This is a genomic window from Ferrimonas sp. SCSIO 43195 (assembly GCF_023716685.1).
Classification (GTDB): Bacteria; Pseudomonadota; Gammaproteobacteria; order Enterobacterales; family Shewanellaceae; genus Ferrimonas; species Ferrimonas kyonanensis.
In genome coordinates this window covers 1242353-1257076 of sequence record NZ_CP072679.1, presented here as the reverse complement: position 1 = coordinate 1257076, position 14724 = coordinate 1242353, and the positions used below count along the sequence as shown (strand labels likewise).

The 14724-nt window shown below is 42.1% G+C and carries 14 protein-coding genes and 1 pseudogene; all 15 read right to left on the bottom strand.

Annotated features, from left to right (window positions below; translation table 11 throughout):
* Positions 1-70: 70 nt before the first annotated feature.
* On the bottom strand, positions 71-1090 hold the full coding sequence (gene galE / locus J8Z22_RS06155; RefSeq protein ID WP_252009470.1) for a UDP-glucose 4-epimerase GalE: 1020 nt from the start codon (positions 1088-1090) through the stop codon (positions 71-73).
* 70 nt (positions 1091-1160) lie between these two features.
* On the bottom strand, positions 1161-1577 hold the full coding sequence (locus J8Z22_RS06150) for an adenylyltransferase/cytidyltransferase family protein (RefSeq protein ID WP_252010454.1): 417 nt from the start codon (positions 1575-1577) through the stop codon (positions 1161-1163).
* 5 nt (positions 1578-1582) lie between these two features.
* Entirely contained in the window at positions 1583-2644 is a 1062-nt protein-coding gene (locus tag J8Z22_RS06145) for a CDP-glycerol glycerophosphotransferase family protein (RefSeq protein WP_252009468.1), read from the bottom strand.
* A 62-nt stretch (positions 2645-2706) separates the two neighbouring features.
* Positions 2707-4046 (bottom strand): annotated as a pseudogene (glmM, locus tag J8Z22_RS06140) (phosphoglucosamine mutase).
* 696 nt (positions 4047-4742) lie between these two features.
* A complete protein-coding gene (locus J8Z22_RS06135) occupies positions 4743-5201 on the bottom strand; it encodes a YhcH/YjgK/YiaL family protein (protein ID WP_252009465.1) in 459 nt (152 codons plus the stop codon).
* 11 nt (positions 5202-5212) lie between these two features.
* Positions 5213-5734, bottom strand: a complete 522-nt coding sequence (locus tag J8Z22_RS06130) for a hypothetical protein (protein WP_252009461.1) — start codon at positions 5732-5734, stop codon at positions 5213-5215.
* Positions 5734-7239, bottom strand: a complete 1506-nt coding sequence (locus tag J8Z22_RS06125; RefSeq protein ID WP_252009457.1) for a capsule assembly Wzi family protein — start codon at positions 7237-7239, stop codon at positions 5734-5736. The genes J8Z22_RS06130 and J8Z22_RS06125 overlap by 1 nt, the downstream gene beginning before the upstream one ends.
* 14 nt (positions 7240-7253) lie before the next feature.
* Positions 7254-8102 carry a polysaccharide deacetylase family protein gene (locus J8Z22_RS06120; protein ID WP_252009454.1) on the bottom strand — a complete coding sequence of 283 codons (849 nt, stop codon included), beginning with the start codon at positions 8100-8102 and terminating at the stop codon, positions 7254-7256.
* Positions 8102-8866, bottom strand: coding sequence for a methionyl-tRNA formyltransferase (locus tag J8Z22_RS06115; protein ID WP_252009452.1), 765 nt, complete (start codon positions 8864-8866; stop codon positions 8102-8104). Before J8Z22_RS06115 ends, J8Z22_RS06120 begins: the two co-directional genes overlap by 1 nt.
* Entirely contained in the window at positions 8866-9576 is a 711-nt protein-coding gene (locus J8Z22_RS06110; RefSeq protein ID WP_252009449.1) for a WecB/TagA/CpsF family glycosyltransferase, read from the bottom strand. Before J8Z22_RS06110 ends, J8Z22_RS06115 begins: the two co-directional genes overlap by 1 nt.
* A gap of 135 nt (positions 9577-9711) precedes the next feature.
* Positions 9712-10671 carry a hypothetical protein gene (locus J8Z22_RS06105; protein WP_252009447.1) on the bottom strand — a complete coding sequence of 320 codons (960 nt, stop codon included), beginning with the start codon at positions 10669-10671 and terminating at the stop codon, positions 9712-9714.
* Between the two features lie 218 nt (positions 10672-10889).
* Positions 10890-11915: a glycosyltransferase gene (locus tag J8Z22_RS06100; RefSeq protein ID WP_252009443.1), complete on the bottom strand. Its 1026-nt coding sequence runs from the start codon at positions 11913-11915 to the stop codon at positions 10890-10892.
* On the bottom strand, positions 11908-12738 hold the full coding sequence (locus J8Z22_RS06095; protein WP_252009440.1) for a polysaccharide pyruvyl transferase family protein: 831 nt from the start codon (positions 12736-12738) through the stop codon (positions 11908-11910). The genes J8Z22_RS06100 and J8Z22_RS06095 overlap by 8 nt, the downstream gene beginning before the upstream one ends.
* Positions 12739-13521 (bottom strand): glycosyltransferase family 2 protein, encoded by a 783-nt coding sequence (locus J8Z22_RS06090; protein WP_252009437.1) that lies wholly within the window; start codon positions 13519-13521, stop codon positions 12739-12741.
* Positions 13511-14698 (bottom strand): O-antigen translocase, encoded by a 1188-nt coding sequence (locus tag J8Z22_RS06085; protein ID WP_252009435.1) that lies wholly within the window; start codon positions 14696-14698, stop codon positions 13511-13513. Before J8Z22_RS06085 ends, J8Z22_RS06090 begins: the two co-directional genes overlap by 11 nt.
* Positions 14699-14724: the final 26 nt, after the last annotated feature.

Sequence of the window (14724 nt, the reverse complement as noted above, 5' to 3'; positions counted from 1 at the left end):
GCCGGCCATCTTAACAATGCGCCAGCCACTAAAATGAGATCTTTACCCAAAAACAACCGCTAAAGAGGGGTTACTTATAGCCATTGGGGTTATTCGATTGCCAGCGCCAGGTATCGGCGGTCATGGCATCGACACCACGCTTGGCAGTCCATCCAAGCTCAGCCTGGGCCTTGGCTGGGTCGGCATAACAGGCGGCAATGTCACCAGGACGCCGAGCTACCAGTTGGTGTGGCACTGGCTGGCCGCTGCCTTTTTCAAAGGCCGACACCATCTCGAGCACGCTGTAGCCGGTTCCGGTACCCAAATTGTAGATCACCACTCCCGGCTCGGTTTCGAGTTTATCCAACGCCTTGAGGTGGCCGATGGCCAGATCCACCACGTGGATGTAGTCACGTACACCGGTGCCATCGACGGTATCGTAATCATTGCCAAACACCGACAGATGCTCACGTTTACCCACCGCCACCTGGCTGATAAAGGGCATCAGGTTATTGGGAATGCCGTTGGGGTCTTCTCCAATCAAACCACTTTCATGGGCCCCGACCGGGTTAAAGTAACGCAACAGGGCAATGTTCCAGCGGCTATCGGACACGTGAAGATCCTGCAGTACCCGCTCAACCATGTACTTACTGGTGCCATAGGGATTGGTGGTACCGCCCACCGGGAAATCTTCGCGGATCGGCAGGGTGGCCGGGTCACCATAGACGGTTGCCGACGAGGAGAACACCAGATTGAATACGCCGGCTTTGGCCATGGCCTCACACAAACTGAGGGTACCAGTAACGTTGTTCTGGTAGTAGCGAACCGGCTGGGCGACGGATTCACCCACCGCCTTCAAACCGGCAAAGTGCACCACTGAACCGATATCGTGGCAGGCAAACACTTGCTCCAGCAGGGACGAGTCCAGAATGTCGCCCTGATAAAAGGTCACACTTTTGCCAGTGATCCGCTCTACCCTACGCAGCGACTCTTCACAACTGTTGCTGAGGTTATCCACCACCACTACGTTTTTATCTTGGTTCAGCAGCTCTACCAGGGTATGACTGCCGATGTAACCGGCACCGCCGGTGACCAATACCACTTTAGACATTCAATTCATTCCACATTATTTTCACACAGAATTCAGTACAACAGGCCACATAGACTATAGCCCAATGTAATCAGGCAACGGAGGTACTGACATTTGGCATCGACTGGACCACTTCGATGAGAGCGGTGGTCGAAATGGAAGGGGTTCTAGGGAGATAAATAACCTGGCACAAGTCGGCAAGATCGTCGAACTTACCCTGCCAATCATCGCCCATCACTAGAGCATCGGCCTGATAACGCCTGATGTACTCACGCTTAAGCTCGAGGGACTCTTCAATAAATACCTCATCAACACAGGCCAGCGCCTTAATGATGCGACAACGGTCAACTTCACTGCAGATAGGATTACGGCCCTTCTTGGTGAAGTTCAGTTGGTCTGAAGACACACCAACGGTTAGATGACCACCCGCTCGCCTTGCTCGTTCAAGCAGACGCAGATGGCCAACATGAAACATGTCGAAGGTCCCAAAAGTAATAATTCTCATAATCCACTTTAACTCAACAGACAGTCCACGACCCTGTGACTGCATTGCCCATCGACCCTGCCCACTAACTGTGAAGTCAGGCTATGTCTAACATCCCGTAACTGGCTGGGGTTTGCAAGCTGATGCGCGATGGCGTCAGCCAGTTCCCCAGGGCGTTCTACCACGGTCGCCAACGGCTTGTACTGGTTCAACTCCGGCGCCATTCTCTGCTTCAAGCGAAACTTCAACGGCCCCCGGTAGGTCCAGCGCAGATGATAAAAGTCGCACCATATCACTGGTTTATCCAGTGCGGCAAACTCCAAAAGAGTGGATGATGCATCGCTGACCAGCAGATCCGCCACCGACATGTAGGTAGTAATGTCCTGATCCGCCACCGGCACCAGGTGCACATTGGGGGATTTGGCCCAATCGTGCAGCCTTTTGCTCTGGTTACGGTAACGCTTTTTAGTTAGCGAAAAGTAATGCGGCTTGATGATCAGATTGTATGCCGATAGGTACTGTGGAAAGTCCAACGGCAGCGCTTCGATGCTGCTAGGAAAAAACGTCGGCGCATACAACAATGTAGGCTTGGCAGCATCCAACCCCAAAGTTTGTGTCAAGCTTTCGCCGTTATCGGCGTTAACGATAGAATCCAGTTTGGCGTAGCCGGTATCCACAAATCGGTGTTTAGGATAGCGTGCCTGTAGCTGACGCAGTCGATGCTCTCCCTCGACAAAGCGAACATCGACCCGCCCCTTGGGCATATCGAAATAGCAAGCCTTGGGACCAATACCATGTTGCATTAAGGCCACTTTGGTAGCATCCGGTATGGCGGAGAAATGTTGCTGAGTATTGCCAAAGATAAACCAGTCTGGCTGATGCTGATGGCACAAGGCCTCCACCTCTTCGGCACCATTTACCCAAAACACCTCGATACCAGTTGCAGCCAAAGTCTGCCGGTAACCGGGCATCAACTCCGGGTCGATGTAGTGGCAGACAAAACGAACCTCACCGCCCCGAGCTTGCCACTCCTTGGCAACCGGCAAATACTGAGGCAAGTAATAGGGGTATAACAATTCAAAAAACAGCAACCTTGACGTCCTAAGGGTCTGTAGAGTTCGGTGAGTGACAGCCACATTGCTGCCACACTGAATTAGGCTGCAGAATCAACCCGAGCGACTTCATCGGCAATGGTTTGGGCCAACGCTCGAACCAGAGCCTCATCTTCGCCTTCCACCATCACCCGAATTAACGGTTCGGTGCCAGACTTACGCAACAGTACCCGGCCACGACCGGCCAGTTCGTGCTCGACATTAGAGACCGCCTGTTTTACCGACTCCGCCTCCAGTGGCGTAGTATTGCCGGAGAAGCGCACATTGATCAGTACCTGGGGCAGCATGGTCATGCCAGATCGGGCCTGTTCCAAGGTTTGGCCGGTTTCTGCAAGCACCTGCAATACCTGCAGCGCCGCGACAATACCATCACCAGTGGAGGAGTGATCCAGAGACAAAATGTGGCCTGAATTTTCACCACCCAGTGTCCAGCCTTTTTGTTTCAGCAGTTCGACCACATAGCGATCGCCAACTTTGGAGCGAGCAAACTCAATGCCGCGCTCTTTCAGAGCCAGCTCCAGGCCCATGTTGGCCATCAGAGTGCCGGCCACACCACCAAACTGGATGCCTTTTTTCTGCCAGTGTTTAGCCAGGATGAACAGAATGATGTCGCCATCAAGCTTGGTACCGTCACCGTCGACCATCATCACCCGATCGCGCCATCGAAGGCGATACCGAAATCAGCACGCACTTCAACGACCTTTTTCTGTAGCGCATCGAGGTGAGTGGCACCGCATTGAGCGTTAATGTTAGTGCCGTTGGGCTCGTTACCAATGGTGATAACCTCGGCACCCAGCTCAGTAAAGACCGGCGGCGCCACGTGATAGGTGGCGCCATGGGCGCAATCCAGCACGATGCGCAACCCTTGGAGACTGTATTCGCGGCTGAACGTCGCCTTGCAGTATTCGATGTAACGACCGGCAGCATCGCTGACCCGAGTAGCGCGTCCCAGTTGTTCAGACGGTACGCAGTCCATCTCTTTGTCCAACCAGGACTCGATCTCCAGCTCCACCTCGTCGCTGAGTTTGGTACCGTCCGCGGAGAAAAACTTGATGCCATTATCATGGTAGGGGTTATGGGAGGCGCTAATCACCACACCGGCTTCGCCACGGAAGGTACGGGTTAGGTAAGCCACCGCTGGCGTAGGCATTGGCCCAAGAAAAGCGACATCGATACCGGCAGCGACAAAGCCCGCCTCCATGGCCGACTCGAGCATGTAACCGGAGATGCGGGTGTCTTTACCAATCAGCACCCGACTATTGCCCTGGTTGGCTAAAGCCTTGCCAGCGGCCCAGCCCAGTTTCATTGCAAACCCGGGTGTAATCGGGGCCTTACCAACCAAGCCACGCACACCGTCGGTACCAAAGTACTTTCGAGACATAAAAATTCTATCCGTTAAAACCCGGTCTGCACCCTGCACGACCTAAATACAAAAATGTCACTCCACACACCTGTGCACAGCGACCAAATAAGAAAGAAACTACATACTAACATTAATCACTGACATACCCACGACACCATGTCTGTCGAGCTTTAGCTTTTGACCGCCGTCCCCCCCCTTCGTCATTCTCGCGAACGCGAGAATCCAGCGTCTTTACCTTTAACCTCAGTCTCAGGTAACGCAAACACTACCCGGCAACCTCAGCTATCCAACCAACCTACCGTCGTGCCCGCGAACGCGGGTACCCAGCGCCTTCCCGCCCCTCGTCATTCTAGCGAACGCGAGAATCCAGCGTCTTTGCCTTGAACCTCAGCCCCGGGTAACGCAAACACTACCCGGAAACCAGAGAACTCTAACCAACCCACCGTCGTGCCCGCGAACGCGGGTACCCAGCGTCTTTAGCTTTTGACCTAAAGGCTCTTGACCTTAGTCCTTAGCCTTTCGTCATTCTAGCGAACGCAAGAATCCAGCACCTTCGATCTTGACCGACGTACCCAGGCCTTTAACCTCAGTCTCAGGTAACGCAAACACTACCCGGCAACCTCAGCTCTCTAACCAACTCACCGTCGTGCCCGCGAACGCGGGTACCCAGTGTCTTTGGCTTTAGCCCTTAGCTCTTAGCTCTTAGCCTTCACCCTACTCCTCAAACAGCTCAGCAGGAACCTTCAATACCACCTTAACAACATCGCCAGGCTCACCAACAGCCCGACCGGTAACATGAATCTCACCAGTTTCAAAAACAGCCACATGCCCGGCAATCAGCTCTTGCAGCTCAAGCTCACCGCTAACATCAAACAACTGGTAGTCGTCTTTATCGCAGTAGTCACCACTAGGGGTTACATCCCCTCCGGCAACAACCGCAACCCCATCACTGCCTTCAACCACCACATGCACATCCACTACCCGTTGATGGTTTTCGGCAAGCACAGGTACCGATGACTCCTTAGTGACATACCGAATCCCAATAGCCTTAATGGCCGAACCCGGTACCTCAAATAAACCTCCCGGAATCTCATCCAAAGACAACACATGGCGAATGCACTTACCAACTTCTTCAGGCAAACCCGAGCACGAGGAAAACTCAAACAACTGCATAACACCTCCTCTTAAAACCGAACCTTGAGCACCAAAGAGCTCCAGATGAAATCATCCTTCTTACCAGACGCTGTAACACCATCATTTTCGAAGGAAATGTCAGTGCTGGTCCAATTTAGCTCACCAGACAAGGCCCAGCGATCACCTAACAACCACAGCACACCACCGCCTAACCCATACCCCCAACCAGGCTCTTCACGGTCGTATCTAGCCGCACCGCCATAAAAGCTAATGGCCCACTTTTCTGCAAACTGATAACCAAACTCTGCAACACGCCACATCATTAGGTTGCCCGTTGCGCCTGAACCCATAATGTCATCCGGCACATACTCTATAGCCGTACCCATGCTCCAGGTATCAGAAACTGGTTTAAACACCCCAAACTGCAAATTAGGGCGAACACTGCTATCTGTACCTGTATCGGCATTATCCTGATAGAGGTAAGTACCTCCCAGACCAGCCTGAAATGCCCAGTCTGCCATAGCTAAAGGCGATGCAATCAAAGCCACCACTAGAAATAAAGCTTTCATCATTACCACCCTAAGCTGATTTCACCACGAATAAAATTGTCGTCATAGACTGTTTGACCACCATAAACCCGGTAACCCCAGTCTTGATCATTCCAGCGACCAAAATAACGGATATCCAACTCTCTGGCTGTTGTATATGTTTGCGCCGAGTTATTGTTATCATTTTTCATCTGGCGATAGACAAATTCATACCTATCTCTATACCCGCGCTGCCAACCAAGTTTTACCATGTTAGCAGTACCCGGAACACCATCTTGATCATCACGATTATTAGCGAACCAATGCCCCATGCCGACACTATCATTGGTGTAACCATTTTTATAAATATAATGGTTATACCAAGCATTCTGCCATTGAGTGAATTCATAGGTGAACGACCAGTCTCTACCTAAAAAATACTCTGGAAGAAACGGAATGCTAAGTCCACCCGAGACAGCGATATTACCCAGTCGCCAATTAGAATGACTTGCGGTATCCTCGCCGGCATATTCACCATAAATAGAGAAAGGCGTATCACCTTGAAAATTCAAGCGAGTAGTAATCGACGCTTGTTGGTTTCCAAACTCACACAAGTTTTTCTGTTCAGACTCGCAGTCATCAAACCCATCTGATGCATTATTATCGTTTGATACTGGGTCCCAAAACGCATCCCAAATCGAGCTTAAGCTCACCTCACGAGATCCACCACCAAACTGCATAGTTCGGTTTGCTCCAATAGTCCAGCCTTTAACAGGCTCAATACTCAAATGGGTCATCAAAATGGCAGGGCGACCAGACTCGACTTCATCTCCATACAAAATCGTGTCATGTTCCTCTAGACGGGTAACTGATACTTCATAATGCAGGTTCCACAAGTTCTCAAACGCTACAGGGTTACTGATCCCCACCGAAAAAGAAGGGCGCCCATTTGTGGACATCAACATTGCAGAATCAGAGAACGGCGACAACCAATGCTCTCGATAACCAAAATCCACTTGGAAGCTATCCCAGCCGATAGCAATGTAAGAATCAACAGGCAAAAGGTCATCAGCACCATCTTCACCATCAAAAGCTAGTCCACCTGCAGAAGCAACCAACCAATCTGAGTACATATACTGCGCTGAGGCTGATACTCGATAAAGAGAAGAAGCCGTCTCGCCTCTACTGTTCGGTAATATCTGTTTATGATCGGGATCTGCGGCTGCTGCCACAGATATTTCAGCCCTTTGAACGACACCACTTTCTTCGTATGGCAATAGTTCATTATTAATCTCATAGTACAGCCCTGGAACTTTCTCTCTAATAAGCTCAAGGTAATGCCTTACTTGCTTAACATTGTATGGCCTCTTTAAAGTGGGAATATCAGAGATGACTACGAGTTGTTCTATTCTCCCATTCAAATAGTCATCCTGAAGTGAAATAAATGCCGAGGAAGAAAAAGCTTGGCCACTAAAAATAAGACTTAAAAAACCCACAGCGCATTTGTACACACCTGATGATACAGGAAGAATAGGAGTTAATATTTTCATAAATACCTAGGGAACTAAAATGAAAGCTCTTGAACCGTTTCCCAATCCACCATCTTTGCAGCTTCACCAAGGGATACGAATTCATTTTCATCCATTATTTTTGATAATTTTCCAAACGCACCAGAAATACCAACATAACTCTTAAATCTGCGTATTGCATTTAGACCTGACAAGACTGGCTGGTTAGAATCGAAGTCTCTCGGATGAAAATAAGTCATTACATAACTGTCGGATGAAAATGCCCTTTCCAAATAGAACTTTGGGAACAACCTAAAATAACCTCCACCAGAATAAATAAACTGCTTACCTAAGATTTGTCTGGTATTTATCGGAAACTCTTTAAGTTTATATCCATTGCTTTCAATTAGGAAGGGCCTATCCAAATTCACACTTGAAAGACCTCCATGAGCTCGCTTTGCTGGAAAGACTGAACTATCTATCTCTATCCCATTTTCAGCGAGAGCTTCAAAAGCCCATAAGTTTGATTCAGTAATAGAAAATCCTGGAGCTCGATAAGAAATTACCTTTTTACCTACCGCGTCTTCCAGTAACTCTATAGACTTCTTAAGATCATATCCAAACTGTTTTCTATCCTGTTGATAGGCCAATTGATGAGCATAAGAGTGACTTCCAATTTCATGACCTGAATTGGAAATCTTCCTAATTACACCTGGGTAATTTTCTGCAACCCAACCTAGACAAAAAAAAGTTGCTTTTTGGTTCTTTTCGGAAAGAAGTCCGATAATCCGGTCAACACCCTCTTCGAGTCTAGATTCAAAACCAGACCAAGAATCAACGCTTTGTGTTGATGAGTTATCTAAGATATGAAACCAATCCTCAATATCAAAGGTAATAATTTTCATTAGAAAAATTTCTTCCCAATCGCCAAAAAGGTATTTACGTCATCTCTATTAGGAAATTTATAATATGAACCATTTTCTTTTGGGTTAGGCATTGTATTCATGTCTCCGTCAATGATTCTTGATACGGATTCGATTATTGCTTCCATACCGAGCCTTTTGCTGTATTCAATAAGAGCAGACTGCGACATATCTCCAATCTCGATCTTCTTTTGAACGTGAATTGGGCCACTATCAATACCTTCATCTACAAAAAATACTGACACACCGGTGTGGGTTTCATTGTTTTTCAAAACCCAGAAGCTAGGCATTAACCCACGATATTTAGGTAACAAAGCAGTATGAAGATTCAAACAACCATGTGGTGCCAAATCTATAAGCGGTTTTCTGAAAATCTCATTTCCTGCAATAGAAATAAGCAAGTCGGGTTTTGCGCCTTCTATTGCCCTTAAAGATTTATCGGAATTAATCGAACCCTGTAAAAAAATCTCATCAACGTTATGTCGAGATAAAACTTCTCTTACAGAACGAGACTTATCAAATTTGCTACGGAGAAAACGTAACGAATATCTAACAAAAAAATTCCAGCCGAATATTTCTAAGGACTTTTTAGCTTTTTTTAAAAAACTTTCTTTTTTACCAAAAGGCGAAACACTACTAACTACACATCCAGTTACGTTTACACCGTTAGGTAAATTATTAAATAAGTAATCCAGATTTTCAGCCAAGTAAAATGGATCATCCTGTGTAATAATAACTACGTTCATTACTTTACCTTAAAATCATAAATAGTTGAAAATATAAATTTTGGATATGCTGGCAATCTATTTCTAGTATGTTTTTCTTTAATGAATCGATAAGGCATTCTAAGGTGAAGCCTATTAATGATATCAGGATAATAATTCTGTGAATGTTGAGTTTGATGAATAAAGCCACCACAAGTAACGAAAGTTGTTGCTGAAGATATACACTTACTAGCAACTAAAGCAAACTGTTCTTGACGAGGACAACCCATACCAACTAAAACTACATCAGGTGATAATCTAGAAATATCAGAGCATACACTGCTATAACTTTCACTTTGAATATAACCATCTCTATACCCAACAATATTCACTTTAGGGTAAATACTTTCAATTAAATTTGTGAAATTTTCTATTTCCTCAGTGCGTGCTCCAACGATATATATTTTTTTCCCACTCGCCGCACATTGTTCAAAAAACGGACCGGCTAAAGACGTGAAATCAAAACTAAATCGATTTAGTTTTTTCCCTGTTAGAAACGAAAACCAACTAGAAGCAAGCATCCCATCACAAAAATAATAGTCAACCTTGGACATCGTCTCATTGTTCTTTCTCAATGAAATATAATTTACAGGATTAATAAAAGATATCACTTTACGACCATCTAGCATCCAGCACACAATATCTTTAGCACTGACACTGTGTTCCCCAACTAATTTATTAGTAATTTCCATGGCATTCAAATATTAATTTCATAAAAAATAGATTTATCAAAAAATTCGCAAAACAATTACTATTGAACTTTTACTCTAGTTTGAGCGAGAGCAAATTAACAACAAAAATATCGTCTGCAAAATCTCCACTAAAAGTTAGCTATTCGCGCGGTGAGTCAACCCTCTATCTTGCATTAGCAAAATAACCATGCCCATAAAGAAAAAAACACTGCTAAAAGAAGATACCGAAAGCCCATTCAAAAGCATAATACATATTATTGATAATATTGTATTTATAGAATAGCCAGATTTACTAAGAGAATTAAAGACAAAAAACAAAACAAATATTAATCCCATAAGTCCATGGTCAAATATCATCCTTAGAATAAAGGAGTGAAAGACTACAGAATATGCAATACTCTGTTCGGGATCACTAAACAACAAATAGTAATATGAAAGCCTATTTGCTCCTTCGATCGATAAATTTGTTAGAATGGGGTTTCCAAATAAAAATTCAACAAAATTCCAACTTGAAATTTCAGAAACGAAAACTGATAAAAATACAACCCTATCAATCTCTTCTATACTCATAGAACCTAATCTATAAATGAACAATCCCATAATCGCGGGTACAAATATAGATAGCAATATTACTTTCAGATATTTTTCAATTCGTTCATATCCAAAATTAGTAAAATACATCACTACCAAAAATACAATCAATCCAGACCTAGAGCCACTTAGCAGGCATATTGTTCCTAATAGAAAAATTCTAAACAATCCCACTCGTTTCTTATTGTCCAATAAAGAAACAAAAAGCATCATAGGCAGCATCAATTCAAAATTATTTTCAGTAAACACTCCGGGCCGGGTAGTATTGCCAATTATCAACCAAAAAATATACTTAACTAAAAAAACAAAACAAAGAAAATAGAATGCTCGTCTTATATCTGACTGACTGAATACTCTCTTCCCTATTGCCATTGATAATATAAGAATATACACAAAAGGTTTAAAGGCGATAAAATAATCCTTTAAACTAGCAACATCTTCTTTAAACTCAAAAATATATACAGCGTACAATAGGTATAATAAGCTTAAAGAGGCATAAATCAAAGCACTCTTATTGATTCTATTGAAACTAATCAATATAACAAATAAAAAAACAACCTCGAATATTGCCTTTGAAGGTAACGGATTATATTCTAAGTATGTAAAAAATGATGTAAATGACAAAACCAACAAAAAGAGTATTACAATGACTCTTTGAAGGCCGTAGTCAACTCTGTTTTTTGACTTGACTAACATTAATATGAACCAAATATAAAGTCAATTTAAACTTTGCTAGACATTCCAGTCATGCCGAAGAAATTCTTCAACTTCAAAAGAAATGATCTAGGAAAAGTGATAATTATAGAAACCATAACAGTGGTTTTAATACAAGAACCAATTCTATTTATGTCTAATCCATTAATTAAATATTTTAATGAATTCTTGTACTCTCCTATAATTGCATAATCAATAGCAACTTTTCTGCTCATTAACCCTCTATCTCGCTCATAAGGAATACTAAGCTCTCTAATTTTATCTTCTAAACCAGGTAAATCTGAATTTATAGAGTCGCGTCCTTCGTTTAATAATCTTTGGGAGAACAAAAAAGCAATGATTTGATGGCTATGCCTCTGACGTACAGTAAAGAACACCCTTCTGGTTAAAGACCCAGATCGAAATCGATAATTATACAAATTATCTTTTATTGATACCCCCTTACCAACACTCAGTAATCTGGCTATAAAATCAAGATCCTCTCCATTACAATCATGAAAATACGGGTTAAAACCACCAATAGACTTTGCAGCATCGGTGCGAACTAAAGTGGAACTACAACAAACACTCATCCCGTTCCCATTTAATATCGAGTCAACGATATCGTCATTGGATGATTCTATTAAATCGAAACCAATAACTCTCCCAGATTCATCAATCCTATTGCAACTAGTCGAAATGAACACATAGTCATCATTGGAAGCCAAAAAATCGACTTGAATTTTTAGCTTTTCGACTTCCCATGAATCATCTGAATCTAGAAATGCAATAAAATCTCCGTTGGAGATAGATATCAAGTTCCTAATAGTTTCTACTTTACCTAAATTCTCAGAATTTTTATAAAGAGTGATTCTTGAATTTTGCTGACTCAAGCTTTTTAAAATCTGATAGCTGTCATCAACTGATCCATCGTCACAAACTAATATCTCTACATTTGAGTATGACTGGTTCAATACACTTAAAACAGCTTCTTCAATAAACGATTCACAGTTGAATACCGGAATCAAGACACTAACTAAAGGTTGATTAACCAAAGGGTTTTGCCTCCAATAGATTACTAGATCCTGCAAACACACCTAATTCGAAATTTAAGCTCAATAGACTTTTTAGTGAGTGATCAGAATCTACACCAACTGCTCTAAATTCTTTCCTTCCTACACTCATCGCGTAGTCCGCGAATTTAAAATCTCCACCGGTAACCTTATCAGAAAAGGAAATTCTACAAGATGGTACATTATAGGCATCGGCCAAGATAATCCCATGTAATGAACTAGAAACTATATACTCGCATTCACACAATTCATTTATAAAAGCTTGAACATCTTTAGTTTCAACATCAATAACTTTAATCCAATCAGGAAGTTCTCTTTTAAAAAACAAATTATTTTTATCAACAAAGTGCGGAATAACACCTAATTTATATCTTTTGTTCTCACTAATATTAGTAAAAAAACGAGGCAATAATAATGCTGGATCTCCAAAGACCTTAGGAGTATCAATTCCCAGAGATTGAAGCCTATTTCTTGTTAACGGACCTCGAACTGCACATACTTTCTTTGGCTTTCTAAATGGAACAGCATCCTTACTAATCAAACCACTACCCCAAATGGTCGTTCCAGTATTGGCTAACTGAGCTACCGAACCAACACATGTGATATAATCGCCTTTGTAGTTATGCGGAACCCATTCAATATCAGCACCTTCGGTTATAGCATTGACGATGTCAAAATTAAGAGCATCACCAATATTATGCCTTTCTTTCCACCAAAATAACTTTATTGAATTCTCTTGTTTTGCAACAAAATTAGAATGAGTGAAAGTGGCTTTTTTTACAACATTTTTTAAATAAGGTAGCATTTATCGACCCAATAAAGATTTTAATAACCGTACAGCGAAGCGATTTAGAAAATTATTGCAATGCAATTTTTCAGCTTCAATTTTGCAGTGTTCATAAAAATTAGAGACATCTCGTGGTAATTCATCCATATCAACAAATGAAGACAAATTATCTTCATGTCTTCTATATAAAGCTTTGGATTTCAAACTATATCTAAATTTTCCTAGCGATAACATCCTTATCCATAAAGACCACTCGCCAAAGTTACGATAATTACTATTCCAGCCACCGCAATCCTTCATTACACTAGTCTTACAAATCATTCCTGGACTTGAAATAAAATTATTCAAACAAATGAGTTGATTATTAAATGGTGACTTTATAATCTGCTTCCAATCACTCAATGCAGTGTTTTTACTATTCCCTTTACTATCAATTATGACAGAATTACACCACACGGCTACTATATCATTGCTAAAGTCTTCAATTAAAAGCCGCACATGATCCTTTGGCAATAAATCATCTTGACCAAGGAAAAGAACATACTCTGAGCAGACTGATTTCAGAGCATCTTGATTTGAGGCCATCAATCCTAAATTTTTTTTTCTAGAAATAATTTTTATAGCATTTGACTTTTTGGCTACTCTTTCAACTATCTCCCTAGAAGAATCTGTTGATGAATCATCTACAATCAGTATTTGTAATTCGCCTGAGAAGTCTTGATTTAATACAGAAACTATAGTTTCTTCTACGTATTTCTCACCATTGTAAACAGGAATGATGACGGTAATGTCATTTTTCAATATTTAACCTCTTTAAGAAAATGTATAACATCATACCCAAATGAATTACGCTGGTTATAAAGTATGATATAACTGCTGAGTTTTCATTCCCTAAAACCGAAAAGCAATATGTAAACCCAATAAGTGATACGGCCATAATTAATTCAGTAAAAATTACCAGTTTCACCATTGCTTTTGCTACTAATATATATCCAAATAACCAAGAAACAGACTTTATCGTATTACCAGCAAGTTGCCAAGGTAACATTTCGCCTATTGGCAAAAATTCTGGGGTATACAAAATTAATATCACATAGTCTTTTAGCACATATAATACCAAAGAAGATAGGATGGCAATTGGCAATACTATCCATATAGCCTTTTTTAATTCTGTGCTAACCTGTTTCCTATTTTTAGCAGCTGATAAGGCGGGTAGTAGATAAGTTGATAATGAAAGAGTCAAAAATGATAGTGCCACTTGAGATAACGACCAAACTCCTTGCCATATACCAGCAACATTAGAAGAAAACTCGTCAGAAACAATGCCTCTAACGGTCACAAGAGATAAATTTGTGACCAATATTGTTGTTACCGTGATTAAAGAGAACCGAAGCAACTCATTGTACTTCCCAGTTTCGACATGGAATCTTAAAAAGGACTGAGTTAAACACCACCTAAACTGATGTGATACAAGGAGCATAACAAAAAATATTAATATATTAAATGTCAATATGGCCATGATGACGCCATATATCCCCATCACATACCCCATTAATGACACTAATATTAACGTTGATATCGACTGCCCAATATTTAGGTAAATGTACTCTCTAATTTTCCTCAGGCCATTTAAATAGGCCATATACAATGTATTGACAATGCAAAATGGAATCGAGAGAATCAATATAAAAGGATATGAGTTAAAACTTATAGATTCTAAGAAACTCTCTATTCCAGAATAGAAAAAAAAGTAAAAAAGCAATGATGTTATGATCCACAGAATTACAGAAATTCTTATCGCCGCTGAAAAATAACTAACCCTTTGTTCTTTATCTAAGCTATCTATTGAAGATGTATATTTTGTAATTCCAGTTTGTAAGGCATTGCCTGATGTTGTCTGCGCTATCGTTAAATAGTTCTGAATGTTAGCAAAAGCAGCTACACCACTCGGCCCTCCGACAACAGCTACTATTTTCATTATTAAAAACTGAGAAATAGTTTTAA

What these genes read in the sequence shown, in the direction of transcription:
- galE (WP_252009470.1), bottom strand. Translation starts at nt 1,090, where the DNA reads ATGTCTAAAGTGGTATTGGTCACCGGCGGTGCCGGTTACATCGGCAGT.
- J8Z22_RS06135 (WP_252009465.1), bottom strand. Translation starts at nt 5,201, where the DNA reads ATGCAGTTGTTTGAGTTTTCCTCGTGCTCGGGTTTGCCTGAAGAAGTT.
- J8Z22_RS06130 (WP_252009461.1), bottom strand. Translation starts at nt 5,734, where the DNA reads ATGATGAAAGCTTTATTTCTAGTGGTGGCTTTGATTGCATCGCCTTTA.
- J8Z22_RS06125 (WP_252009457.1), bottom strand. Translation starts at nt 7,239, where the DNA reads ATGAAAATATTAACTCCTATTCTTCCTGTATCATCAGGTGTGTACAAA.
- J8Z22_RS06120 (WP_252009454.1), bottom strand. Translation starts at nt 8,102, where the DNA reads ATGAAAATTATTACCTTTGATATTGAGGATTGGTTTCATATCTTAGAT.
- J8Z22_RS06115 (WP_252009452.1), bottom strand. Translation starts at nt 8,866, where the DNA reads ATGAACGTAGTTATTATTACACAGGATGATCCATTTTACTTGGCTGAA.
- J8Z22_RS06110 (WP_252009449.1), bottom strand. Translation starts at nt 9,576, where the DNA reads ATGGAAATTACTAATAAATTAGTTGGGGAACACAGTGTCAGTGCTAAA.
- J8Z22_RS06095 (WP_252009440.1), bottom strand. Translation starts at nt 12,738, where the DNA reads ATGCTACCTTATTTAAAAAATGTTGTAAAAAAAGCCACTTTCACTCAT.
- J8Z22_RS06085 (WP_252009435.1), bottom strand. Translation starts at nt 14,698, where the DNA reads ATGAAAATAGTAGCTGTTGTCGGAGGGCCGAGTGGTGTAGCTGCTTTT.